The 24,816-nt window shown below is 71.5% G+C and carries 18 protein-coding genes; 3 read left to right on the top strand and 15 right to left on the bottom strand.

What is annotated here, in order from left to right; all coding sequences use genetic code 11:
* Nucleotides 1-2: 2 nt before the first annotated feature.
* The 3 genes from ACZ7KF_RS31545 to ACZ7KF_RS31535 all read right to left on the bottom strand — a co-directional run bounded on the left by ACZ7KF_RS31545 (nt 3) and on the right by ACZ7KF_RS31535 (nt 4,416).
* On the bottom strand, nt 3-1,328 hold the full coding sequence (locus ACZ7KF_RS31545; protein WP_471082575.1) for an ABC transporter substrate-binding protein: 1,326 nt from the start codon (nt 1,326-1,328) through the stop codon (nt 3-5).
* A gap of 38 nt (nt 1,329-1,366) precedes the next feature.
* Nucleotides 1,367-3,013 carry a glycoside hydrolase family 13 protein gene (locus tag ACZ7KF_RS31540; protein WP_471082572.1) on the bottom strand — a complete coding sequence of 549 codons (1,647 nt, stop codon included), beginning with the start codon at nt 3,011-3,013 and terminating at the stop codon, nt 1,367-1,369.
* A 131-nt stretch (nt 3,014-3,144) separates the two neighbouring features.
* The gene (locus tag ACZ7KF_RS31535; protein ID WP_471082569.1) at nt 3,145-4,416 is read right to left on the bottom strand and encodes an ABC transporter substrate-binding protein; all 1,272 of its coding nucleotides are present in this window, start codon (nt 4,414-4,416) and stop codon (nt 3,145-3,147) included.
* Between the two features lie 123 nt (nt 4,417-4,539).
* On the opposite strand from ACZ7KF_RS31535, the gene ACZ7KF_RS31530 reads away from it, so the two are divergent.
* The 3 genes from ACZ7KF_RS31530 (at nt 4,540) to ACZ7KF_RS31520 (ending at nt 8,430) form a co-directional block, all read left to right on the top strand.
* The gene (locus ACZ7KF_RS31530; protein ID WP_471082566.1) at nt 4,540-5,055 is read left to right on the top strand and encodes a PadR family transcriptional regulator; all 516 of its coding nucleotides are present in this window, start codon (nt 4,540-4,542) and stop codon (nt 5,053-5,055) included.
* The gene (locus ACZ7KF_RS31525; protein ID WP_471082563.1) at nt 5,052-5,807 is read left to right on the top strand and encodes an ABC transporter ATP-binding protein; all 756 of its coding nucleotides are present in this window, start codon (nt 5,052-5,054) and stop codon (nt 5,805-5,807) included. The genes ACZ7KF_RS31530 and ACZ7KF_RS31525 overlap by 4 nt, the downstream gene beginning before the upstream one ends.
* A 340-nt stretch (nt 5,808-6,147) precedes the next feature.
* Nucleotides 6,148-8,430, top strand: a complete 2,283-nt coding sequence (locus ACZ7KF_RS31520) for an ABC transporter permease (RefSeq protein ID WP_471082560.1) — start codon at nt 6,148-6,150, stop codon at nt 8,428-8,430.
* 146 nt (nt 8,431-8,576) lie between these two features.
* Here ACZ7KF_RS31520 and pgi read toward each other — a convergent pair whose 3' ends face one another.
* The 12 genes from pgi to uvrC form a co-directional block, all read right to left on the bottom strand.
* Complete coding sequence (pgi, locus tag ACZ7KF_RS31515) at nt 8,577-10,265, bottom strand: glucose-6-phosphate isomerase (protein ID WP_471082557.1); 1,689 nt, start codon at nt 10,263-10,265, stop codon at nt 8,577-8,579.
* Between the two features lie 56 nt (nt 10,266-10,321).
* The gene (locus ACZ7KF_RS31510) at nt 10,322-11,515 is read right to left on the bottom strand and encodes an MFS transporter (protein WP_471082810.1); all 1,194 of its coding nucleotides are present in this window, start codon (nt 11,513-11,515) and stop codon (nt 10,322-10,324) included.
* Between the two features lie 194 nt (nt 11,516-11,709).
* A complete protein-coding gene (locus ACZ7KF_RS31505) occupies nt 11,710-12,045 on the bottom strand; it encodes an RNA polymerase-binding protein RbpA (protein ID WP_003976875.1) in 336 nt (111 codons plus the stop codon).
* A 245-nt stretch (nt 12,046-12,290) separates the two neighbouring features.
* Nucleotides 12,291-12,527 (bottom strand): preprotein translocase subunit SecG, encoded by a 237-nt coding sequence (secG, locus tag ACZ7KF_RS31500; RefSeq protein ID WP_471082554.1) that lies wholly within the window; start codon nt 12,525-12,527, stop codon nt 12,291-12,293.
* A gap of 108 nt (nt 12,528-12,635) precedes the next feature.
* On the bottom strand, nt 12,636-13,412 hold the full coding sequence (tpiA, locus tag ACZ7KF_RS31495) for a triose-phosphate isomerase (protein WP_471082551.1): 777 nt from the start codon (nt 13,410-13,412) through the stop codon (nt 12,636-12,638).
* Between the two features lie 3 nt (nt 13,413-13,415).
* Nucleotides 13,416-14,627 carry a phosphoglycerate kinase gene (locus tag ACZ7KF_RS31490; protein ID WP_471082548.1) on the bottom strand — a complete coding sequence of 404 codons (1,212 nt, stop codon included), beginning with the start codon at nt 14,625-14,627 and terminating at the stop codon, nt 13,416-13,418.
* 136 nt (nt 14,628-14,763) lie between these two features.
* Nucleotides 14,764-15,771, bottom strand: a complete 1,008-nt coding sequence (gene gap / locus ACZ7KF_RS31485; protein WP_225822585.1) for a type I glyceraldehyde-3-phosphate dehydrogenase — start codon at nt 15,769-15,771, stop codon at nt 14,764-14,766.
* Nucleotides 15,772-16,069: 298 nt separating this feature from the next.
* A complete protein-coding gene (locus ACZ7KF_RS31480; protein WP_471082545.1) occupies nt 16,070-19,024 on the bottom strand; it encodes a M14 family metallopeptidase in 2,955 nt (984 codons plus the stop codon).
* A 174-nt stretch (nt 19,025-19,198) separates the two neighbouring features.
* Nucleotides 19,199-20,188: a DNA-binding protein WhiA gene (gene whiA / locus ACZ7KF_RS31475; RefSeq protein ID WP_061919442.1), complete on the bottom strand. Its 990-nt coding sequence runs from the start codon at nt 20,186-20,188 to the stop codon at nt 19,199-19,201.
* Entirely contained in the window at nt 20,179-21,246 is a 1,068-nt protein-coding gene (locus ACZ7KF_RS31470; RefSeq protein ID WP_471082542.1) for a gluconeogenesis factor YvcK family protein, read from the bottom strand. Before ACZ7KF_RS31470 ends, whiA begins: the two co-directional genes overlap by 10 nt.
* Nucleotides 21,243-22,253, bottom strand: a complete 1,011-nt coding sequence (rapZ, locus tag ACZ7KF_RS31465) for an RNase adapter RapZ (RefSeq protein WP_471082539.1) — start codon at nt 22,251-22,253, stop codon at nt 21,243-21,245. Before rapZ ends, ACZ7KF_RS31470 begins: the two co-directional genes overlap by 4 nt.
* The gene (gene uvrC / locus ACZ7KF_RS31460; RefSeq protein WP_471082536.1) at nt 22,250-24,472 is read right to left on the bottom strand and encodes an excinuclease ABC subunit UvrC; all 2,223 of its coding nucleotides are present in this window, start codon (nt 24,470-24,472) and stop codon (nt 22,250-22,252) included. The genes rapZ and uvrC overlap by 4 nt, the downstream gene beginning before the upstream one ends.
* Nucleotides 24,473-24,816 lie beyond the last annotated feature (344 nt).

The following is a 24,816-nucleotide window of genomic DNA, read 5'->3' as shown; positions in this document are numbered from 1 at the left end:
GGTCAGTCCTGGTAGGCCTTCGCCGCCGCCGACTCCAGCTTCGCCGCGATGCCCTTCGGGTCCGACGGGTCGCGCAGGAAGTCCTGGAGCAGCTTCCACTCGCCGGCGCCCTTGGTGCCGCCGAAGGCCGCGGGGGCCTGGTCGGACATGTCGAAGCGGACCGAGTCCCCGGCGCCGACCAGGGACTTGGCGGTGGCGCGGGTGACGTCGTCGCCGTACGAGGCGAGGTCGAGCTTCTTGTTCGGGGACAGGAAGCCGCCCGCCTTCGCCCACACGGCCGCCGCTTCGGGGGTGGCCAGGTACTCCAGGAGCTTCATGCCGGCCTTGGCGTTCTTGCCGTCCTTGAGGACGACGGCCGCGTCACCGCCGCTGACCACCGGCGCGTTGCCGCCGTCGACCGCGGGGAAGGGGAAGAAGTCCGCGTCCTTGCCGATGGACTTGCCGTACTGGTCGTGGGCGACGCCGGCGACGAAGTCGCCCTCGTAGACCATGCCGGCCTCGGGCTTGGGGCCGAACACCTTCTCCACCGAGCCCGGGAAGTCGGTGTTGAGGGCCTCCTTCTGGCCGCCGGCGACGAGCTGCTTGTCCTTGAACAGCTTGCCGAGCGTGGTGAGCGCCTTGACGACGGTGGGGTCGGTCCACTTCAGCCGGTGGGCGGCGAGGGCGTCGTACTTCTCGGGGCCTGCCTGGGAGAGGTAGACGTTCTCGAACCAGTCGGTGAGGGTCCAGCCGTCCTGTCCGCCGACCGAGAAGGCGGCGAGGCCGGAGTCGGAGACGGTGTGCCCGGCCTTGAGCAGCTCGTCGTACGTCTTCGGCGGCTGGACCCCGGCCTGGCCGAGCGCGTCGGGGCTGTACCAGACCGTCGACTTGTGGGCGGCCTTGAAGTACAGGCCGTAGAGGGCGCCGTCGACGCTGCCGTACTTCTTCCACACGGGCGCGTAGTCGGCGGTGACGGTCTGCTGGGCGGTCGCCGACAGCGGCTTCAGCCAGCCCTTCTTCGCGAACTGCTGGAGGACGCCGACCTGGGGGACCATCACCACGTCGGGCGCGTTGCCGCCCTCGATCTTGCTGCCGACGACCGTGGAGACGTTGTCGCCGGTCGACACGAACTGGGTCTTCGCGCCGGTCTTCTCGGTGAAGGCGTCCAGGACCTTCTGGAAGTTCTTCTGCTCGCTGCCGGACCAGACACCGGCCACGGTGACGGTCTGGCCGCTGAGCGCCTTGTCGCCGCCGCCCGCGGAGACCTCTCCGCCGCCGCAGGCGGTGGCGCCGAGGGCGAGCGCGAGAGCGGTGCAGCCGGTGAGGAGGGTCGTGCGTCGTCGCATCATCGTTGACGGACCTTTCGATCGAGGTGAGGGACGGGTGGTCAGAGGTCGTTCAGCCACCAGGCCGCCGTGGCGCCGGGCAGGACACCGGGCGGGCAGGGGCCGCTGGAGAGCAGGGGGGTGCCGGAGACCGGTGCGGGGGCGTTGGCCGCGCCGAAGTTGACGGCGCAGACCAGGCCGTCGCCGCGGGTGAAGGCGAGGACGCCCGGCGGGGTGTCCAGCCACTCCAGCGTGCCCTCGCCCAACTGGGGCAGTGAGGAGCGCAGTTGGAGCCCGTCGCGGTACAGGTGCCAGAAGGAGCGGGTGTCGGCGAGGGCGCGGTCGGTGGCGTACTCGGCGAAGTACTCGGGCTGTGGCAGCCAGGGCTTGGCGCTCTCCGCGCCGGAGGTGAAGCCGAACGGCGAGGCCTGCCCGGACCAGGGCAGCGGCACCCGGCAGCCGTCGCGGATCCGGGCGCGGCTGCCGGTGCGGTGGAAGATCGGGTCGGTGAGGACGTCGTCGGGCAGGTCGACGACCTCGGGCAGGCCCAGTTCCTCGCCCTGGTAGATGTACGCGGCACCGGGCAGCGCCAGCATCAGCAGCGCGGCGGCGCGGGCGCGGGCGGCGCCGAGGCCGCTGCCTTCGGTGGCGGGCTCGCCGTAGCGGGTGACGGTGCGGACCTGGTCGTGGTTGTTGAGCACCCAGGTGACCGTGGAGCCGGTGCCGGCGATGTCCTGCATGGCCTCGGAGATGACCTTGCGGAAGGCGTCGGCGTCCCAGGGGGCGCCGAGCAGGTCGAAGAAGAAGGCCTGGTGGAGTTCGTCGGGGCGGACGTACAGGGCGTGTTCGCGGGCGGTGGGGACGGAGACCTCGCCGACGAGCAGGCGTTCGCGGCCGTCCCGGTCGGCGTACTCCTCGCATATCGAGCGCCAGCGGCGCCACACGTCGTGCACCTCGGGCTGGTTCCAGGCGAGCGGGTTGACCGAGTCGCGGGTGCGGGCGTCGGCCTCCGGGTCCTCGGAGTCGGGCAGCTCGGGGTGCTTGTACAGGCCGGCGGCGACGTCGATGCGGAAGCCGTCCACGCCCCGGTCCAGCCAGAACCGCAGGACGCGGTCGAACTCGTCGGGGATCTCGGGGTCGCGCCAGTTCCAGTCGGGCTGCTCGGGGGTGAACATGTGCAGGTACCACTGGCCGTCGCCGACCCTGGTCCAGGCGGGGCCGCCGAACATGGCGTGCCAGTTGTTGGGCGGCTCGCTGCCGTCGGGACCGCGGCCGTCGGCGAAGTGGAAGCGGGCGCGGGCCGGGCTGCCGGGGGCGCTCCGCAGCGCCTCGCGGAACCAGGGGTGCTCGCTGGAGCAGTGGTTGGGGACGATGTCGAGGAGCACCTTGACGCCGAGCCGGCGGGCCGCCGCCATCAGCAGGTCGAACTCGGCGAGGTCGCCGAAGAGCGGGTCGACGTCGCGGTAGTCCGCCACGTCGTAACCGTGGTCGTGCTGGGGCGAGGGGTAGAAGGGGCTCAGCCAGATGCCGTCGACGCCGAGCTTCTTCAGATACGGCAGTCCGGCACGGACGCCGGCCAGGTCGCCGATGCCGTCGCCGGTGCTGTCCAGGAAGCTGCGGACGTACACCTGGTAGATGACCGCGTCCCGCCACCAATGATGCCTGTTCAACCCAGTGGAACCTGTCTCTGAAGGGGGGCTGTTGTGCATGCATGTTAGGTAGGCGGCGCGCGGAGGTGTCAACGAAGTGAACGAAAACTACTGGCCAGTTGGGTTTCCAAACAGGGACAAATTACCGCAAGGTGCGCGCAGTCGTGATGGTGGCGTTACTTAACAAGTAACTAGCGACGAGCGATGGCGTCGAGTTCGTCCGCCAGCCGGCGGACGGCCTGCCCGGGCGTCTCCCGCCCGGTGAGCGCGTCCTGCACGACCGCCTGCACGGCCAGGCTCACCTGGTCGTAGTGCGGGCTCTTGGGGCGCGGACGGGCCGTGAGGACGGCGGTGCGCAGGGTCGGCAGATAGGGGAACCGCCGGACCAGCGCGGGGTCCGCGTACAGCGCGGCGCGCACGGGCGGCAGCGCGCCCCGCGTGAGCACCTGGCGCTGGACGGACTCGCTGGTCAGATAAGCGATCAGGCGCGCGGCGGAGTCCGGGTGCCGGGCATGGGTGTTGACCGCGAGGTTGGAGCCGCCGAGGACGCTCGTGCCCGGCCCGTCGGTCCCGGGCAGCGGCACGGCGCCGATCCGCCCGGCGACCTTCGAGCCCCGCTCCGAGGCGACGGCGTAGGCGTAGGGCCAGTTCCGCAGGAAGAGCAGCCCGCCGTCCTGGAAGGCCTGCTTGGACTCCTCCTCCTTGTACGTCAGCGCGCGCTTCGGGATCCAGCCCTCGCGGACACCGCGGGCGAGGAAGCCGATGCCCTCGCGGGCGGCGGCCGAGTCCACGGTGACGCGGGTGCCCTCGCCGCCGAGGATCGTGCCGCCCGCCGAGTAGACCGCCTCGGCCGCGTTCACGGTGAGGCCCTCGTAGGGCAGGAACTGGCCCGCGTAGCCGTCGAGCCCGTACTTCGGCGCGATGGTCCTCGCGTCGTGCTCCAGCTCGGCCCAGGTGCGCGGCGGGGGTACGCCCTCCTTGGCCAGGACGTCCTTGCGGTACAGGAGAAGTCCGGCGTTCGTGACGTACGGGACCGCGTACAGCCGGCCCTCGTACGTCGCCGTGTCCACGACCGGCGGCAGGAAACTGCCCAGCGGGAAGCGGTCGCGGGGCAGCGGGCGGATCCAGCCGGCCGCCGCGAACTCGGAGGTCCAGTCGACGTCGATGTTCAGGACGTCGAACCGGCCCCGGTCGCCGCCGCGCAGGTCGGTCGTCATCTGCGCGTGCGTCTCGTCGGCGGAGTCCGGCAGCTCGACCAGGGTGACCCGCTCGCCGGGGTGGGTGCGGTTCCAGCCCCGCAGCAGCGGGCCCAGATAGCCGGTGAGGTCGCCGGCGGTGGCCAGGGTGAGCGGGCCGCGACCGCCGCGGGCACCCTCGTCGGCGCGGGCGCCGGAGGCGACGTACCCGGTCATGATCACGACGAGAACGAGCAGGCCCCTACCGGCGGTGCGCATCCACCGCATAGGTTCCTCCCTGTACACCGGCACCCCGGGCACCCTCGCCCGCGGACAGAGGCCATGTATACCTGTTAGGTATGCGCGATACTAGGGCCTGGAGCACATGGAGCAGACAGGAGGACAGCACGAGTGCGCCTGCCCCTCCTGGCACTCCTGGCCCGCGGCCCGGCCCACGGCTACGAGCTGAAGCAGGACCTTGAGCAACTGCTGGGCGCCGCGTACCCTCAGCCGAACGTCGGCCAGATCTACGTCACCCTCGGCCGCCTGGAGAAGTCCGGGCTGATCGCGGGCGAGGACGTCGAGCAGTCCAGCCGGCCCAACAAGAAGGTCTACCACCTCACCGAGGCCGGTCGTGAGGCGCTGCGCGTCTGGTTCGAGGAGACCGAGGACGAGCCGCGGGTGCGGGACGAGTTCTTCATGAAGCTCGCCCTCGCTCCGCAGACCGGCCTCGCCGACCAGATCGCCCTCATCAACCGGCAGCGCCGCCAGTACCTCAACACCATGCGCAATCTGTCGAAGCTGGCCGCGGCCGAGAACCGGGACAACCGAATCGCCCATCTGCTGATCGAGGGCGCGATGCTGCACCTGCAGGCCGACCTCGACTGGCTGGAGCGGTGCCAGGAGGAACTGGAGGAGCTGGAGTGACCGACATCCACCCTCCCGTGCTGCGGGCCGAGGGCCTGGTGAAGACCCACTACGGTGAGGGCGCGCCCGCCCATGCCGTCCGCGGGGTCGATCTGAGCGTGGCACGGGGCGAGTTCGTGGCGATCACGGGACCGTCCGGGGCCGGCAAGTCGACCCTGCTGCATCTGCTCGGCGGGCTGCAGCGGCCGGACGAGGGCAGCGTGTGGCTCGACGGCCGGTGCACGGACTCCTTCGGCGAGGCCCGCTGGGCGGTGGAGCGGCGCAAGGCCATCGGGATCGTCTTCCAGTTCTTCAACCTGGTGTCGAACCTGTCGGTCGCCGACAACGTCGAACTGCCCGCGCTGCTGGCCGGCGTCCCGCCGAAGAAGGCGCGCGCCGAGCGGGAGGCGCTCCTCGCCGAACTGGGGCTGGAGGGCAAGGAGCGCAGCATGCCGGGCGAGCTGTCCGGCGGCGAGCAGCAGCGGGTCGCGCTCGCGCGGGCCCTGGTCAACCATCCGCCGCTGCTGCTCGCGGACGAGCCGGCCGGCAGCCTGGACAGCAAGGGCACGCGCGAGGTCATGCGGCTGCTCTCCCGCTTCCACGGACGCGGGCAGAGCATCGTGCTCGTCACCCACGACGCCCGGCTGGCCAGCGCCGCCGACCGCGTGATCAGCTTCTTCGACGGCCGCATAGCCGACGACGCGGCCCTGGACGGCACACCGCCGTCCCGGCGCGGCGGCATCTCCGGGGTGCTGGAGCTGAGGGACCGGTGAACCGCTCGACCGAGGAACCGGCGCAGGGGCCGGTGGCGGGGCGTTCCGGGGCCTGTTCCGGGACGCGGTCCGGGAGCTGTCACCGGGAGCGTCCTTTCGAGGCGGGTCCCGGCGGGCGGTCCGAGGCCCGTCCCGGTGGGTGCGCCGAGGCGTGTCGTGACGGGTCCTGCGAGGCGGGGTCGGTGCTGCGCCCTGGCGCGCGGGGCTTCGGTGGCACGCGCTGCGTGATGCGTCTCGGGACGCGGGGCAGGGACGCCGCGCAGTGCGTGATGCCTCTCGGGACGCGGGGCGCGGACGGCGGGCGCTGCGTGGTGCGGGTCGGGGCGAGGGGCTGAGGCGCGTGCGGGCCACTCTGCGCTGGGCGCACTCCGATCTGCGCGCGCACCGCGGCGAAGCGCTCTTCCTGGTGCTGGCGACCGCCGGCATCGTCACCTCCCTGCTGCTCGCCACCGCCCTGTTCGGCTACGCCACGAACCCCTGGCAGCGGACCTTCGCCGAAGCGCGCGGCGCCCACGTCTGGCTGCACACCGCGTCGTCCGCGGACGCCCGCGCACTGGCCCGGCTGGACGGCGTCGCCGCCGTCGCCGGCCCCTACCGCGCCGAGTCCGCCACCGTCGCCGCCCGCGGCATCCGCGCCTCCGTGGAGCTGCGCGGCACTCCGCGGCTGCCCTCCGTCGGCCGCCCTGTGCTCACCGCCGGGCACTGGCTGGACCCGGCCGCCCCGGACGGCGTGGTGCTGGAGAGCAGCCTCGCCCGGGCCCTGCTGGCCGAGCCCGGCGACACCCTGACACTGCCGGGGACGGCCCGCACGCTCACCGTCGAGGGCATCGCGGACAGCGCCGAACCCCCGTACCGCCCGGGCGACCAGCCGGGAGTGGTGTGGGCGCTGCCGTCCGCGGTGCCCGCCCCGACCGTCCAGGTCGTCGGACTGCGGCTCGGCGACCCGGCCGACACGGACTACGCGGTGCAGCGCGCCGTCACCGTGCTGGGCGCGGGCGCGGTCGGCGAGGTCTCCACCTGGCAGCAGGCCCGCGCCGAGGCACAGGGCGACAACCGGCTGCTGGGCCAGGTGCTCGGACTGTTCGGGCTGGGCGCCCTGATCGCCGCGGGGTTCGCGGTGCACGGGGCGATCGCCACCCGTATCCGCGGGCATCTGCGGGACCTCTCGGTGCTGAAGGCGATCGGCTTCACGCCCGCCCAGGTCGTGCGGATCTTCCTGCTCCAGCACCTGGCGTACGCCCTGCTCGGCGCCTTCGCCGCGGCAGCGCTCACCGAGGGGCTGGGCAGCCGGGTCCCGGGGCGGCTCGGGGACGCCGTGGGCGTGTGGCAGGGACTGCCCGGCCACACCCTGGCGCTGTGCGCGGTGCCGGCGGGCGCCGTGTTGCTCATCGGCCTGACCACGGGGCTCGCGGCCTGGCGGGCGGGGCGGGTGCCGCCGGTTCCGGTGCCGCGCCCGGCCGCGCCGACGGGCGGACGGCTGAGCGGACCGGCCCGGCGGGCGCTGGGGCTGCGGCTGCCGGCCGCACTGGTCCTCGGCTGCCACAAGGCGTTCGCGGGACGCGGCCGGTCCCTGGCCACCGTGGCCCGGCTGACGCTGCCACTGCTGCTGATCGTGGTGGCGCTCAGCGCGTGGACCACGATCGACCGCTTCCACAGCAGCCCCGAGCGGGTGGGCCTGCCGACGGCACTGACCCTCCGCTCCGACGGCGCCCTGGACGCGTCCGGCGTACGGGCCGCGCTGACCCGCGACTCCCGGGTCGCCGCCGCCTATCCGGGCGTCGAGGTGGCCGCGCTGGTCCCCGGCCAGACCGGGACCATCGCCCTGCGCGGCATCGGCACCCGCGCCGAGCCCTACCCCTACGCCCTCGCCGAGGGCCGCGCCGCGCGCGGACCGGACGAGGCGGTGGCCGGCCAGGGCCTGCTCGACCTGCTGCACGCGCGGGTCGGCGACTGGGTCCGGATGACGGTCGGCGACCGGCCGCAGATCCTGCACATCGTGGGCCGCGGCATCGAGCCCCGCAACGCCGGCCGGGTGGTGACCACGTCCCTGGACACCCTCCGCGAGAACGACCCGGAGCTGTCCCCCGCCTTCTACGAGCTACGGCTGCGCCCGGGTGCCGACCCGCGTCGGGTGGCCGCCGCGCTCGCCTCCGCCGGCCATGGCCATCTGGAGGTGCACCCCGTGACGAACCCCGCCGACGGGCTGTCCCCGCTGCGCGGTGTCGTCGCCGGGCTGATCGCCGTCCTGGCCCTGATCGGACTGGTCGAGCTGCTCACCGCGATCGGCGGCAGCGTCCGCGAGGGCGAGCGCGATGTGCTGGCGCTCCGGGCGATCGGGATGTCGCCGCGCCAGATCACCGCGATCACCGTCACGGCGACGAGCTGCACAGCCCTGGCGGCGGTCGTCGCCGGTACCGCGCTCGGGCTGCCGCTGGCCCGTCGGCTGATCGACGCCCAGGGCGGCTCCAGCGGCATCGGCGCCGGGATCGCCCAGTCCCCCTCCCCCGGGCTGCTGCTCCTGCTGGGCTCGGCCGCCGTGCTGGGGGCGGCGGCACTGGCCGTGCTGCCCGCAGCCCGGTCGGCCCGCCGCCGCCTCGCGGACACGCTGAGCGCGGTGGCCTGAGCCTGCCCGGAGCACGCCGGCCCGGCCCTGGCCAGGACGCCGCGGCGGGGGCCGGCCCTGCGGCACGGTCCTCGCCGCGGCGGCCTCGCGCCGGAACGTCACCGCGACGGCGTCGAGGACGGCGCCGCGACGCCCCCCGTGGTGGATCAGCCGCGGCCGCGCAGCTCCCGGTACGTGGCGACCAGCGCCTTCGTCGACGCGTCCAGGCCGGGGACGTCGGCGCCCTCGGTGAGGGCGGGCTCGACGCGCTTGGCGAGGACCTTGCCCAGTTCCACGCCCCACTGGTCGAAGGAGTCGATGTTCCACACCGCGCCCTGCACGAACACCTTGTGTTCGTAGAGGGCGACGAGCTGGCCGAGGACGGAAGGGGTCAGCTCGCGGGCGAGGATCGTGGTGGTCGGCCGGTTCCCCTGGAAGGTCTTGTGCGGGACCAGCTCCTCGGGCACGCCCTCCGCGCGGACCTCCTCGGCGGTCTTGCCGAAGGCGAGCGCCTGCGTCTGGGCGAAGAAGTTGGCCATCAACAGATCGTGCTGGGCCTTGAGTTCCTCGCTCAGCTCGGCGACCGGCTCGGCGAAGCCGATGAAGTCCGCCGGGATCAGCTTGGTGCCCTGGTGGATCAGCTGGTAGTAGGCGTGCTGGCCGTTGGTGCCGGGCGTGCCCCAGACCACCGGACCGGTCTGCCATTCGACCTGCTTGCCGTCCCGGGCGACGTACTTGCCGTTGGACTCCATGTCGAGCTGCTGGAGGTACGCCGTGAACTTGGAGAGGTAGTGCGAGTACGGCAGCACGGCGTGCGACTGGGCGTCGTGGAAGTTGTCGTACCAGATGCCCAACAGGCCCAGCAGCAGGGGGACGTTGGCCTCGGCGGGCGCGGTGCGGAAGTGGTCGTCGACGATCCGGAAGCCGTCGAGCATCTCGCGGAAGCGGTCGGGCCCGATGGCGATCATCAGGGACAGGCCGATCGCGGAGTCGTAGGAGTACCGGCCGCCGACCCAGTCCCAGAACTCGAACATGTTCTCCGGGTCGATGCCGAACGCGGTGACCTTCTCCGCGTTCGTGGACAGTGCCACGAAGTGCTTGGCCACCGCGGCCTCTCCCCCGCTCCCGGCTTCGCCCGAGCGGGAGGTGCCCCCGTCCGGTGCGGCCAGCAGCCACTGCCGCGCCGAGGTCGCGTTGGTGATGGTCTCGATGGTGGTGAAGGTCTTGGAGGCGACGATGAACAGGGTCTCCGCCGGGTCCAGGTCCCGGGTGGCCTCGTGCAGGTCGGCGCCGTCCACGTTGGAGACGAAACGGACCGTGATGTCGCGGTCGGTGAAGCTGCGCAGCACCTCGTAGGCCATCGCGGGGCCGAGGTCGGAGCCGCCGATGCCGATGTTGACCACGTTCCGGATCCGCTTGCCGGTGTGCCCGGTCCACTCGCCGGAGCGGACCCGCTCGGCGAAGCCGGCCATCTTGTCCAGCACGGCGTGCACGGCCGGGACCACGTTCTCGCCGTCGACCTCGATCACCGCGTCCCGCGGAGCACGCAGCGCGGTGTGCAGCACCGCCCGGTCCTCCGTGACGTTGATCTTCTCGCCGCGGAACATGGCGTCCCGGAGGCCGAAGACGTCCGTCGCCGTGGCCAGCTCGCGCAGCAGGCGCAGCGTCTCGTCGGTGACCAGGTGCTTGGAGTAGTCGATGTAGAGGTCGCCGACCTGGAGCGTGTACCCGGTGCCGCGCTCGGGGTCGGCGGCGAACAGATCCCTCAGACCGGTGTCCGCCAGCGCCTCCCGGTGCTTGGCGAGAGCGGTCCATTCGGGCGTCTGGTGGAGCCTGGTACGGCCGTCTGCGTTCATTTCCGACTTCAGCCTTCTTTCGGTACCTGTCCCGCTGCCGTTCCCAACCTAATTGATCAGGGCGCGGGAGGAGCGGTCGAGACGCCGGCCTCGTGGGCGAGCAGTGGTACGTCGGGACGGCGCGCCGGTATCAGTGCGGTGACCGCCGCGGCGAAGAGGGCGGCGGCGAGCAGGGCGGGCGCGTTGAGGCCGTACAGCCGGGCCACGGCCCCGCCGAGCAGCGCGCCGAGCGGGGCTCCGGAAGTCGAGGAGGTGCGGAAGGCGGAGGCGACGCGGCCCACCATCGGCGCGGGGCTGCGCTGCTGCATCAACGTGACCTGGTTGACGTTCCAGACCATGCTCATCATGCCGAGCAGCAGCATCCCGGCGACGAGGGCGGGCAACTGCCGCACGGAGCCGATGAGCAGCAGCGAGCCCGTCTGCACGGCACCCCCGATCAGCAGGGCCCGCACCCGTCCGGTGCGGCGCGCGATCCGCTGGGCGACGAATCCGCCGGCCAGACTGCCGGCCGCGTAGGCGGTCATGGCGGCGACGTATCCGGTGTTGCCCGCGTCCAGCCAGCGGGTGACGTGCAGCGCCAGCGTGGCGATCAGGGCGCCCATGCCGATGTTGCACAGCAGCGTGGCCAGGCAGACCGCGCGCAGGACCCGGTCCTGCCACAGAGCGCCCAGGCCCGCCCGGATCTCCGTGCGCAGGGTGCTGCCGGCCGGGCGCGGCTCCCGCTCCGCAGGACGTGTCCGCAGGGACGCGACGAGGGCCGCCGCCGCCAGATACGTGCCTGCGTCCACCGCGAAGGGCAGGAACGCCCCGGCCGCCAGCAGCAGCGGCACGACCGGCCCCGCGAGCAGTCCGCCGGCGAGCTGCTGACTCGTCATCAGCCGGGCGTTCGCACTGCCCAGGACCTCGCGCTTCACCAGGGAGGGCAACAGGGCCGTGGAGGCGTTGTCGAAGAGCGTCTGGAGCGCGGTGAGGGAGAAGGCGAGAGCGATCAGGAGCGGGACGGAGGCGTGCCCCAGGCCGACGGCGAGGGCGAATCCGGCGACGAGCAGACCTCGTACCGTGTCCACGAGCCACATCGCCCGCCGCTGGTCGACGCGGTCCGCGAGGGCGCCGCCGAACAGCCCGAACAGCAGCCACGGCAGATAGCCGCAGGCGGTGACGGACGCGATGACGAGGGGCTCGTCGGTGAGGCTCACCGCGAGCAGCGGGAGCGCGGACGTGCGTAACGCGTCGCCGAAGCGGGAGACCACGGCGGCCGTCCACAGCCGCCCGAATCCCCCGCGCCATGCGGGCGCGACCCTGTTCGCCGTCTCGGCCACAGCCACACGTCCCCCTCACGATCCGCCGATACACGAACCGTAAAGGGCACCACTGACAACGGGCCGTCCGCGGCTGCGAAACGGCTCCGGCCAGGCGCCCGCGGGCACCCGGCCGGTGAGAACTGCTAGATCTCGCCCCGCAGTTTGGCGAGCGCCTCGGCGAGGATCGCCTCGCCGTCCGCGTCGCTGCGCCGCTCCCGTACGTACGCCAGATGCGTCTTGTACGGCTCGGTGCGCGGCGGGTCCGGCGGGTTGTCCCGGTCCTGGCCGGCCGGGAAGCCGCAGCGCGGGCAGTCCCAGGTCTCGGGAACCTGCGCGTCGCTGGCGAAGCTCGGCTGCGTCTCATGCCCGTTGGAGCACCAGAAGGAGATGCGCAGACGCGGCGCGGACTCGCCGCGCTCGGCCTCGCCCATCGGCCCCGCCCCGACCCGGCTTCCTCGGATCGCGTTGCCACTTGCCACGGTCGTAACTCCCTGCGTGATGGTGCCGCGAAGCGAGTCGGCGTTTCGCTTCGTTGCGAGCGCCTCAGTCTACGTAAGGCCCAACGCGCGTCCAGTGATTGGAGTTACCGGTCCCCACATCCAGACGCAAGCCCCATGATAGGCCGCGCTCAGGAGCACGTACCGAACATGGGGCTTTACGTGTGGAATATACGGAATGTGCCGGGTGTTCGCCCGGTTTGCGCTCTCCGCGCGTCAGCTGGTCGTCAGCTGGTCGTCTTCATCAGGATGCCGAGGACGATGATGCACGCGAACCACAGCACGCCGATCACGATGGTGATCCGGTCGAGGTTGCGCTCGGCGACCGAGGAGCCGCCGACGGAGGACTGCATGCCGCCACCGAACATGTCGGAGAGGCCGCCGCCCTTCCCCTTGTGCATCAGCACCAGCAGCATCAGCAGCAGGCTGAAGACGATCAGGGCGATCGAGAACCCCAAAACCACGGCTGGACCAACTTCCTCGGATTCGGATGGACGACGGGGGCACAGCGCCTCCGCTGTGCCCCCGCAAGAGTACGACGTATCGCCGCTACCGCCTACTCACGGCCCGCGTCACTGATCGCGGAAGCGCACGATCTTGACGAACTCGTCGGCGTCCAGCGAGGCACCGCCGATCAGGGCGCCGTCGATGTCGGCCTTGGCCATGATCTCGGCGACGTTGCCCGACTTCACGGAGCCGCCGTACTGGATGCGGACCTTGTCGGCCACGTCCTGCGAGTACAGCTCGGCGATCTTCGCGCGGATGGCGGCGCAGACCTCCTGGGCGTCGTCGGCGCCGCAGACCTTGCCGGTGCCGATGGCCCACACGGGCTCGTAGGCGACCACGACGGTCTCGGCCTGCTCGGCCGGGAGGTCCTTCAGGCCGCCCTCGACCTGGGCGAGGGTGTGGGTGACGTGGTTGCCCGCCTCGCGGACGTCCAGCTCCTCGCCGACACACAGGATCGGGGTCAGGCCGTGCTTGTAGGCGGCCTTCACCTTGGCGTTGACGATGTCGTCGGTCTCGTTGTGGTACTGGCGGCGCTCGGAGTGGCCGATCACGGCATAGGTGCACTTCAGCTTGGCCAGCATCGGGCCGGAGATCTCGCCGGTGTAGGCACCGGAGTCGTGCTGCGAGATGTCCTGGGCACCGTACTTGATCTTGAGCTTGTCACCGTCGACCAGGGTCTGCACGGAGCGCAGGTCGGTGAAGGGCGGCAGGACGGCGACCTCCACGGCCTCGTAGTCCTTGTCGGCCAGGGCGAAGGCGAGCTTCTGGACGTGGGCGATGGCCTCCAGGTGGTTGAGGTTCATCTTCCAGTTGCCCGCCATCAGCGGCGTGCGCGTGCTCAAGGGTCAGTCCTCCAGTGCGGCGAGGCCGGGGAGCGTCTTGCCCTCGAGGTATTCGAGGGAGGCGCCGCCACCGGTCGAGATGTGGCCGAATGCGGTTTCGTCGAAGCCGAGCGTACGCACGGCCGCGGCGGAATCACCGCCGCCGACGACGGTGAAGCCGTCCGAGTCGACGAGAGCCTGGGCGACCGCCTTGGTGCCCTCGGCGAAATCAGGGTGCTCGAAGACGCCCATGGGGCCGTTCCAGAAGACGGTGGCCGCGTCGGCGAGCTTCGAGGCGTACAGCTTGCGGGTCTCCGGGCCGATGTCCAGGCCCTCCTGGTCGGCGGGGATCGCGTCCGCGGCGACCGTCGTGGGGTTGGCCGGGGCCTTCGTCTTCAGGTCCGGGAACTCCGGCGAGACGAGGACGTCGACGGGGAGCAGCAGCTCGACGCCCTGCTTCTCGGCGCGCTCCATGTACTCGGTGACGGCCGGGATCTGGTCCTCCTGCAGGAGGGAGATGCCGACCTCGTGGCCCTTGGCCTTCAGGAAGGTGTAGGCCATGCCGCCGCCGATGAGCAGCCGGTCGGCCTTGCCGAGCAGCTGGTCGATGACGGCGAGCTTGTCGGAGACCTTGGCGCCGCCGAGCGCGACGACGTAGGGGCGCTTGACGTCCTCGGTGAGCTTCTTCAGGACGCCGACCTCGGCGGTGATCAGGTAGCCGGCGTAGTGCGGCAGCCGGGCCGGGAGGTCGTAGACGGAGGCGTGCTTGCGGTGGACGGCGCCGAAGCCGTCACCGACGTAGACGTCGGCGAGGGCGGCGAGCCGGTCGGCGAACTCGCCCCGCTCGGTGTCGTCCTTCGACGTCTCGCCGGGGTTGAAGCGCAGGTTCTCGATGACCGCGACCTGGCCGGGCTGGAGGCCGTCCACGGCGTCGTGGGCGGCGGGGCCGACGGTGTCCTGGGCGAAGGCGACCGGGGCACCGAGCAGTTCACCGAGGCGCTCGGCGGCGGGCAGCAGCGAGAAGGCGGGGTCCGGGGCGCCCTTGGGGCGGCCCAGGTGCGAGGCGACGATCACCTTGGCGCCGGCCTCGGCGAGGGCCTTGACGGTGGGCAGGACGGCGCGGATGCGGCCGTCGTCGGTGATCGTCCCGTCGGCCAGCGGCACGTTGAGGTCGGCGCGGACGAAGACCCGCTTGCCGCTCACGCCGTCGGCGAGAAGTTCGTCGATCGTCTTCATTGAGTGGACTCCTGAGGAGGGCTCGTGGTGCACCTGATCGTAAAAGGGCGTGGTCAGTACGTGAGAGCAGGGCCCGGGCGGCGCGGCCTTGCGCTGCCCGGGCCCTGCTCTCACTGCGTGGTCCTGCTGTGTGCGATCAGAGCTGGTTGCCGACGAAGACCGTGAGGTCCACGAGGCGGTTCGAGTAGCCCCACTCGTTGTCGTACCAGCCGATGACCTTCACGTTCTTGCCCTCCTGAACCATGGTCAGGGAGGAGTCGAAGGTGCAGGAGGCCGGCTCGTTGACGATGTCGGAGGAGACGATCGCGTCCTCGGTGTACTCGAGGAGGCCCTTCAGCTCGCCCTCGGCGGCCTTCTGGAAGGCGGCGTTGACCTCTTCCTTGGTGACCTCGCGGGAGAGCTCGACGACCAGGTCGGTGACCGAGCCGGTCGGGACCGGGACGCGCATGGCGATGCCGTCCAGCTTGCCCTTGAGCTGCGGGAGCACCAGAGCGGTGGCCTTGGCGGCACCGGTGGTGGTCGGGATGATGTTCTCGGCGGCGGCACGGGCGCGGCGCAGGTCCTTGTGCGGGAAGTCCAGGATGCGCTGGTCGTTCGTGTACGCGTGCACCGTGGTCATCAGACCCTTGACGATGCCGAAGTTCTCGTCGAGGACCTTCGCCATCGGGGCCACACAGTTGGTGGTGCAGGAGGCGTTGGAGATGACGTGGTGGTTCGCCGGGTCGTACTTGTCCTGGTTGACGCCCATCACGATGGTGATGTCCTCGTCCTTGGCCGGAGCCGAGATGAGGACCTTCTTGGCGCCGCCGGCGATGTGCTTCGCGGCGTCTTCCTTCTTGGTGAAGATGCCCGTCGACTCGATGACGATGTCGACGCCCAGCTCGCCCCACGGGATGTCGGCCGGGTTGCGCTCGGAGAGCACCTTGATCGTGTGACCGTCGACGGTGATGGTGTCGGCGGTGTGGGAGACCTCCTGCTTGAGGCGGCCCAGGATCGTGTCGTACTTGAGCAGGTGCGCAGTGGTCGCGGTGTCACCCAGGTCGTTGACAGCCACGACCTCGATGTCCGCACCCTGCTCCAGCAGCGCGCGGAAGTAGTTACGCCCGATGCGGCCGAAGCCGTTGATGCCTACGCGGATCGTCACGAACCGATCTCCTCGTTGGTACGCCGGCCATGCGGTGCCGGCGAGCTCTGTTTGGGATGTCCCCGACCACCACCGACCCTACCTCCCAGAGGGCCCCGGAGTGACATCGAGATGGCGCATACACGGGCAGGCAGTCCGTACCCGCCAGTAGGGGTACGGACCACCTCGGATCGGCAGTGGATTAGTCCGTATTTCTTGCGGAATGCCAGGCACTCCTGACGCTTTTTTCACTCGTTCGTGAGCGGGTCGGCTCACTTGATGAGTGCCTCATCCGTGCACCGTTGAGAGGGGGTTCCGCTCACCTGTCGAGTGAGGCGAACGCCTTTCTCAACAGGGCGGTCCGGTCGGCCGCCGACGCCACCTGTTCCAGGCCGAAACCGAGCAGCACGGTGTCGTCCGTGGCGACCGCTCCATAGGTCTGGAACAGGGTCCCGGTGCGCGCCCAGTCCTTCAGGACCGCCGGGCTGCCCGCGGGCGCTCCGGCCGCCCGCCACGCGCCCAGGGACGACTCGAAGCCCTCGGTCTCCTTCGCGTCGCCGCCGACGACCAGCGAGGCGTCGTCGGCGAGGACACCGTGCCCGCCGCTGCCGGGGTCGGTGACGTAGCTGATCGAGACCTCGACGGACCGGCCGGCATACGCGCTCAGGTCGAAGCTCACCTGCTGCCAGCCGCCGGAGCTGCCGGTGAGGCTGTTCCAGGTGCCGGTGGTCCCGGTCGCGGTGCAGGCGTTGCCGGCCGACGTCAGGTAGTGCTTCAGCCACGGGTGCTCGCCGATCAGGAATCCGGCGCCGCAGTCCGCGGGCACGGCCGTCCTCGTGGCTCCGCCGGCCTCCGGCAGGGTCGTCCAGTCGTCGGCACCCACGGTGTGCGCCTCGACCACCGCGTGGTCGTACCCGGGCTCGGTGTCCCACAGCAGCCGGGTGCTCAGGGCCGGCCTGTCGGCCGCGGCGACACCACTGAGGTCGATGGTGCGGGTGAGGCGCTTGTAGGCGTCGTCGGTGTGCACGGCCGCGGCCATGGCCGTCCCCGTGTACGGCCCGTACGGGTTGACGGTCCCGGCGAAGGCGCCCGCGCCCGCGCTCTCGAACTGCGGGTAGGTGGCAGCCGGCAGTTCGTCGGAGGTGACGCCGTAGGTACCGGCCTTGTCCAGCGGGTTGCCGGGCGCGTCGCCGAGGGCGCCGGTGAAGCCGTCGAGCGCGCCGGAGCCGGTGAACCCGGTGGCCCCCTTGGTCGACGTACGGCTGTAGGCGCCCAGGTAGTACTGGCTGAAGTCGTCCGACGGGGTGCCGTCGCCGAGGTCGACGGTGCCGCCCGCCAGCTCGCCGGCCTCGATCAGCCGCCCGCCCTCGTTGAGGTAGGCGCGCAGCCGGAGCTGGGTGGCGTTGCCGGGGCCGTTCGCGCCGGAGTAGTGCACCACCGTCCGGAAGTGCCCCAGCACGCCGAGCGCGTCGGGGGCGCCCTGCGTGGCCACGTCCCAGACGAGGGCTTTGTGCCCGGCGGCCTTCAGCGCGTCCGCGTACGTCCGCGCCTGCGTGGCTGCCGTACCCTCCTCGGCGACCAGCAGGGTGTCCGCCTTCGGCCGCTTCGCGACGGTGTAGGTGAAGTGGGTGCTGGAGACCTTCTTCCCGCTCCTGGTCTCACCGGTGAACCACACCTCGACCTGGTCGCCCGGCTCGCCGTCCTGCACCTTCGCCCGGTACTCGTCGAAGTAGAGATCGTCCTCGCCGCCGTAGGTCCCTCCGCCCTTCCAGGGCTTCAGCGCCTGGTCGAGCGTACGGCCGCCGTTGACGCGGTACTTCAGCTCCTTGTCCCGGACGGCCTTGCGGGCGACGACCGAGACCTCCTGGTCCGCGCCCCGGGAGTACGACGTGCCGAACGCGGCCGGGGTGAAGTCGGCGGCCTCCAGGCCGACCGAGGAGGCCGGCTTGTCGGGGTGCGCGGCGGTCTCGGCGACGGAGAGCGCGAACGGGACGTTCTTGGCGAACTCCTGCTGGATCAGCTTCTCGTCGTCGGGGAAGTTGAAGACCGACCGGCAGTCCTGGCTCTTCCAGGCGTCGTTCGGGTCGAGGTCGGACGCGGTCTCGCAGGTCGACATCTCCGGGGTGAACATCGCCATCCCGTTGACGTTCGACGCGTGGCCGTCCGCCTCGCCGTTGGTGGTGTACAGCTCCGAGGAGACCTGCGAACGGTAGCCGGGGACGGCCGGGTTGTCGGGCGTGCCGGCCAGCGCCTTGTACAGGACGTCGTCGGGCGTGGGCGTCGCCACCTGCCAGCCGACGCCGTACAGCAGGAGTTCGGCGGCGGAGTGGTAGTTGATGCCGTACGCGAAGCCGATGCGCTTCTCGAAGCCGTCCAGGGCCTTCGTCTCGGGCTCGGACCCGGGGCTCGCGCCGCGGTAGGTCTGGCTGGTGGGGTTGGGGGACGAACCCTCGTCGTCGTAGCCCCACTTGTAGGCGAAGTTGCGGTTGAGGTCGACACCGTCGCCGGTGCTGATGACGCCGTCGCCGTTGACGTCGCGCAGGTTCTTGCGCCACAGGCGGTTGCCGGGGTCCTGGAAGGTGTAGTCGTAGCCGTCCGGGTTGGCCGAGAGCACGAACCACAGCTCGGTCGAGTCGACGATCTTCTTGACGCGCTTGTCGGTCCGGTAGTGGTCCAGGTAGTAGTGGAGCAGCCGCCGGGTCATCTCCGGCGTGATCCACTCGCGCGCGTGCTGGTTGGACATGTACAGCACGGCGGGCCTGGAGCCGTCCTTCGACTTCTTCGCGTTCCTGGTCAGTTTGAGCGCGAGGATGTCCTGGCCGTTGACGGTCCTGCCGATGGACTCGACCTTGGTCAGGCCGGGGTGGGCCCGGGCGGTCCGGAGGATCTCCGCCTTGAGCCCGCCGCTTCCGCCGTACGGGCGGAACACGCCCTGGGCGGCGTCCTCGGTCCGGGCCACCGCCTTGGCCGAGAGGGTGCGCTCGGTCAGGTCGACACCCTGCTCGCGCAGTTGCGCCGCCTGCTTGTCGGTGAGGTAGACCTCCACCTCGGTCTTCCCGCTCCCGGTCACCCGCTCGCCGAGTTCATGGCCGTCCTGGCCGGCCTTGAGCAGCAGGGGGATCTGCTTCCGGGTGACGTCGGCACGGAAGACCTTGACGTCGTCCCGGTCGGACTTCGCCGGGCTTCCGCTCTGTGCCTGGGCTGTGGGTGCAAGGCTCGCTCCGCCGAGCAGAAGCGCGCCGACAGCGAGGATCGATCTCGCTCTGTGTCTCATGAACCCCCCTAGCGGTGGTCCGCCACAGCGGCGAACAGGGTGCCAGGCTCATGTCACTCGATGATCGAGTCAAGAGCGCAGCACGGACAGGCAAACGGGGACGGTACGGGTGTGAAAGGCCGGCGCCGACGGGTCCAAGGTGCCGTCGGCACCGGCGAGTTGGCCGCGGGCCGGTCAGCCGGCCAGGTTGTCCGCCAGCTCCTCGCTGAGGTTCGCCTCCGTGCCCGGGATGCCCAGGTCGCTGGCGCGCTTGTCGGCCATCGCCAGCAGACGGCGGATACGGCCCGCGACCGCGTCCTTCGTCAGCGGCGGGTCGGCGAGGGCGCCCAGCTCCTCCAGGGAGGCCTGCTTGTGCTCCATGCGCAGCCGCCCGGCGGCGGCGAGGTGCTCGGGAACCTCTTCGCCCAGGATCTCCAGGGCGCGCTGGACCCGGGCCCCGGCGGCCACGGCGGCACGGGCGGAGCGGCGCAGGTTGGCGTCGTCGAAGTTGGCGAGCCGGTTGGCCGTGGCCCGCACCTCGCGCCGCATCCGGCGCTCCTCCCAGGCGAGCACCGACTCGTGCGCGCCCAGCCGGGTGAGCAGGGCGCCGATCGCATCGCCGTCCCGGACGACCACCCGGTCGACCCCGCGCACCTCACGGGCCTTCGCGGCGATCGACAGTCTGCGCGCGGCACCGACCAGCGCGAGGGCCGCCTCGGGGCCCGGGCAGGTCACCTCGAGGGAGGAGGAACGCCCCGGCTCGGTCAGCGAGCCGTGTGCCAGGAAGGCCCCGCGCCAGGCCGCCTCCGCGTCACAGGTGGCCCCCGAGACCACCTGCGGGGGGAGACCGCGGATCGGGCGGCCCCGGCCGTCCACGAGACCCGTCTGCCGGGCCAGCTGGTCACCGCCCGCCACGACCCGCACGACATAGCGCGAGCCGCGGCGCAGTCCGCCGGGCGCCATCACGATCAGCTCGGAGCTGTGGCCGAAGATCTCCAGGATGTCCCGCTTGAGCCGGCGTGCCGCCATCGCGGTGTCCAGCTCCGCTTCGATCACGATGCGTCCGCTCACCAGGTGGAGGCCGCCGGCGAACCGCAGAATGGCGGAAACCTCCGCCTTCCTGCAGCAGGTCCGGGTGACGGGGAGCCGGGAGATCTCATCCTTCACCGCTGCCGTCATCGCCATGGGCCGATCCTTCCATGCATCCGAAAAATACGGTCGTACGCGGCGGCCAACAGCTCCGGATCGTGCCGGGGTGATCCGTCGGTCCGGGCCACCGGCGCCAGCTCGACCGCGGCTCCCAGCCGCTTGGCGGCCTCGGTGAGCGAGTCGCGGTCGGGCACGGCGGCCTCGTCGGCCAGCACCACGTCCAGGGCGAGTTTAGGGGCGTGTCGCCCCAAAACCTCCAAATGACGCTGCGGGGAGAAGCCCTCGGTTTCTCCCGGCTGCGGCGCGAGGTTCAAGGAGAGCACCCGGCGGGCCTTGGTCTCGGTGAGGGCGTCCAGCAACTCCGGGACGAGCAGGTGCGGGATCACCGAGGAGAACCAGGAGCCGGGGCCGAGCACCACCCAGTCCGCGTCCAGGACCGCCGCCACCGCCTCGGGGACGGCCGGCGGGTCGTGGGGCACGAGATGCACCGACTGCACCTCGCCGGGCGTCAGGGCGACGGTCGCCTGCCCGAGCACCGTGTCCACGTCCTCCGGACGCTCCGGATCGTGCCCCTTGACCAGGGCCTGCAGTTCCAGCGGCACGGCGGACATCGGCAGCACGCGCCCGTGCGCGCCGAGCAGTTTGCCGACCAGGTCCAGCGCCTGCACATGGTCGCCGAGCTGCTCCCACAGGGCGACGATCAGCAGATTGCCGACCGCGTGATCGTGCAGATCGCCCTGGGACTGGAAGCGGTGCTGGATGACCCGGGCCCAGGTCTGGCCCCAGTCGTCGTCGCCGCACAGCGCGGCCAGCGCCTTGCGCAGGTCACCGGGCGGCAGCACGCCCAGCTCGTCCCGGAGCCGGCCGCTGGAGCCGCCGTCGTCGGCCACGGTGACGACGGCGGTGAGGTCGCCGGTGATCCGGCGCAGCGCGGCGAGCGAGGCGGACAGGCCCATGCCGCCGCCGAGCGCGACCACCTTGGGCTGGGCGCCACGCCGGCGGGGACGGGCCCCGCGGGCCTCGGCCGGGCGGCCGGCTCGCGCGTCGGGCACCCTCCGGCGGAGCCTGCTCAGCCGCGGTGTACGTTCCGTCATTCCCGTCCCATGTCCCGGTGCACGACCACCGTCTCCACGCCCTCGGCCGCGAGCCGCGCGGCGAGCTTCTCCGACATCGCCACCGAGCGGTGCTTGCCGCCGGTACAGCCGATGGCGATGGTCACATAGCGCTTGCCCTCGCGCCGGTACCCGGCGGCGATGAGCCGCAGCAGTTCGGCGTACCGGTCGAGGAACTCCTTCGCACCGGGCTGGTTGAAGACGTAGGCGGCGACCTCCTCGTTGAGGCCGGTGTACGGGCGCAGCTCCGGGACCCAGTGCGGGTTGGGCAGGAACCGCATGTCCGCGACCAGGTCGGCGTCGACCGGCAGGCCGTACTTGAAGCCGAAGGACATCACGGTGGCCCGCAGCTCGGGCTCCTCCTCGCCGGCGAACTGGGCGTCCATCTTGGCGCGCAGCTCGTGCACGTTGAGGCTGGAGGTGTCGATCACCAGGTCGGCGTCGCCGCGCAGCTCGCGCAGCAGCTCCCGCTCGGCGGCGATGCCGTCCACGATGCGTCCGTCGCCCTGGAGCGGGTGCGGGCGGCGCACCGACTCGAAGCGGCGGACCAGGGCGTCGTCGGAGGACTCCAGGAAGACGATCCGCCGGGTGACGCCCCGCGTGTCCAGGTCGGCGAGGGACTCTCGCAGATTGTCGAAGAAACGCCGGCCACGCACGTCCACCACGACCGCGATCCGCGCCACGTTGCCCTGTGAGCGGGCGCCCAGCTCCACCATCGTGGGGATGAGGGCGGGCGGGAGGTTGTCCACGACGAACCAGCCGAGGTCCTCCAGGCACTTCGCGGCCGTGGACCGGCCGGCTCCGGACATGCCGGAGATGATCACCAGCTCGGGGATGGCCGTCTCCGGCACCCCGGCCGTCTCGCTGCCCGTACTCACCTGTGCTCCGTTGTCCTGGCCCGTGTCCGCGTCGTGCCGGACGACATCGTCGCCCGTGTCGTTGTGCGCTTGATCTCGCTGTGCCGTGGGCTGTGTCTCGTGCTCGCTCATGTCTCCTGCCCCCGTCGTTCGTCCGGGGCGCCCGCGGTCACGGGCTCCCCCGAGGAACCCCCCGTCGTATCGGGTTCCTCGTCCTCAATGATCTCTCCGGTCGCCGTGTTCACGGCGGGTGCGGCCGGGGCCGCCTGGGCGAGGGCCACGGCGATGGTCTCGGCCGTCTTCCGGCCTATTCCGGGCACTTCCTGGATCTGCTCGATTGTGGCGGACCGCAGCTTCTTCACCGAGCCGAAATGCTTGATGAGCGCCTGTTTGCGGGTCTCGCCGAGGCCGGGGACGTCGTCCAGCGGGCCCGCGCGGAACCGCTTGGCGCGCTTGGTGCGCTGGTAGGTGATCGCGAACCGGTGGGCCTCGTCACGGACCCGCTGGAGCAGGTAGAGGCCCTCGCTGGTGCGGGGCAGGACCACCGGGTCGTCGTCGCCGGGCACCCAGACCTCCTCCAGGCGCTTGGCGAGGCCGCACACGGCGATGTCGTCGATGCCCAGCTCGTCCAGGGCGCGCCGGGCCGCCGCGACCTGCGGCTGGCCGCCGTCGACCACGACCAGCTGGGGCGGGTACGCGAACTTCTTGGGGCGGCCGTCGTCGTCCTTGAGGGAGTCGGTGATCGCGTCCGTGCCGGTGAGCGCGCCGTCACCGTCGGCGAGAGGGCCCTCGGCGCCGGGGGTGGTGACGCCGGAGCCGCCGGTGCCCGGGCCGGTGAGACCGGAGCCGCCGGTGACGGAGCCGGTGACGTCGGAGCCGTCGGGGCCGGAGCCGGTGACGTCAGGGCCCGAGCCGGTCGCGTCGGAGCCGTTGGTCCACTCACCCGTCCGCTCCTTCTCGGCGAGGTAGCGCCTGAAGCGGCGGGTGATCACCTCGTGCATGGAGCGGACGTCGTCCTGGCCGGCGAAGCCCTTGATCTGGAAGCGGCGGTACTCGCTCTTGCGCTGCAGGCCGTCCTCGAAGACGACCATGGAGGCCACCACGTCGTCGCCCTGGAGATGCGAGATGTCGTAGCACTCGATCCGCAGCGGGGCGCTGTCCAGGTCGAGGGCGTCGGCGATCTCCTCCAGCGCACGCGAGCGCGTGGTCAGGTCCGACGCGCGCTTGGTCTTGTGCAGCGCGAGCGCCTGCTGGGCGTTGCGCTGCACGGTCTCCATGAGCGCCTTCTTGTCACCGCGCTGCGGGATGCGCAGCGACACGTTCGCCCCCCGGCGGCCGGTCAGCCACTCCTGGACCGGCTCCACCGGCTCGGGCAGGGCCGGGACCAGCACCTCCTTGGGGACCGCGTCCCCGCTCTCCTCGCCGTAGAGCTGCTGCAGGGCGTGCTCGACCAGGGCGCCGGTGGTGACCTCCTCGACCTTGTCCGTGACCCAGCCGCGCTGACCACGGACCCGCCCACCGCGCACATGGAAGATCTGCACGGCCGCCTCCAGCTCGTCCTCGGCGACGGCGATGAGGTCGGCGTCGGTCGCGTCGGCGAGGACGACCGCGTTCTTCTCCATGGCCTTCTTCAGGGCCTCGATGTCGTCGCGCAGACGGCCCGCCCGCTCGTACTCCATCTCCTCCGCCGCCTCCATCATCTGCTTCTCCAGACGGCGGAGGTAGGTGCCGGTCCGGCCGGCCATGAAGTCGCAGAACTCCTCGGCCAGCTCCAGGTGGTCCTCGGGAGTGATCCGGCCGACACAGGGGGCGGAGCACTTGCCGATGTAACCGAGCAGGCAGGGCCGGCCGGTGCGGGCGGCGTTCTTGAAGACGCCGGCCGAGCAGGTGCGCACCGGGAACACCCGCAGCAGCAGGTCGACGGTGTCCCGGATGGCCCAGGCGTGCGCGTACGGCCCGAAGTACCGGACGCCCTTCTTCTTGTGACCGCGCATCACCTGCACGCGGGGGAACTGCTCGTTCATCGTGACCGCGAGGTACGGGTAGCTCTTGTCGTCGCGGTACTTCACGTTGAACCGGGGGTCGTACTCCTTGATCCAGGAGTACTCCAGCTGCAGCGCCTCGACCTCCGTGGACACCACCGTCCACTCGACCGACGCGGCGGTGGTCACCATCGTCCGGGTGCGCGGGTGCAGGTTCGCCAGGTCCTGGAAGTAGTTCGCCAGGCGCTGGCGCAGGCTCTTCGCCTTTCCGACGTAGATCACCCGGCGGTGCTCGTCACGGAACCTGTACACCCCGGGAGTGTCCGGGATCTCACCCGGCCTGGGGCGGTAGCTGGAGGGGTCGGCCATGTCTCACACCCTACTGGCGAGCACCGACACCGCGTCGGGCCTGTGGACAACGCCCGCACCCGTACGGCGGCCCGCGCCCTCCGGGGCGGCGGCCGGCCTCCCGGATCCCTCCGGGGCAGCCTCCCGGTCCCCGGGGCGGCTCCCCGGATCCCCGCCGTGCTGTCCGGGGCTCCGGAGTCCTTCCTGGGTGTCCTCCGAGGCGGCTCCAAGGAGGCGCGGCACGTCCGGTGGCCTGTTCCGGCCATGCCGGAGGCGTGCCGTCTGCCGCCGTCTGCTCGGCGAGGCCCTGGACGAAGCCCGCGAGAGCCCGCGCCGGCCCCGGCCGGCGTGCGTGGAACGGCTGG

Source organism: Streptomyces sp. NPDC038200, assembly GCF_055600785.1.
The sequence above is the reverse complement of the archived record's forward strand: the minus strand, read 5'-3'. Positions and strand labels throughout refer to the sequence as shown.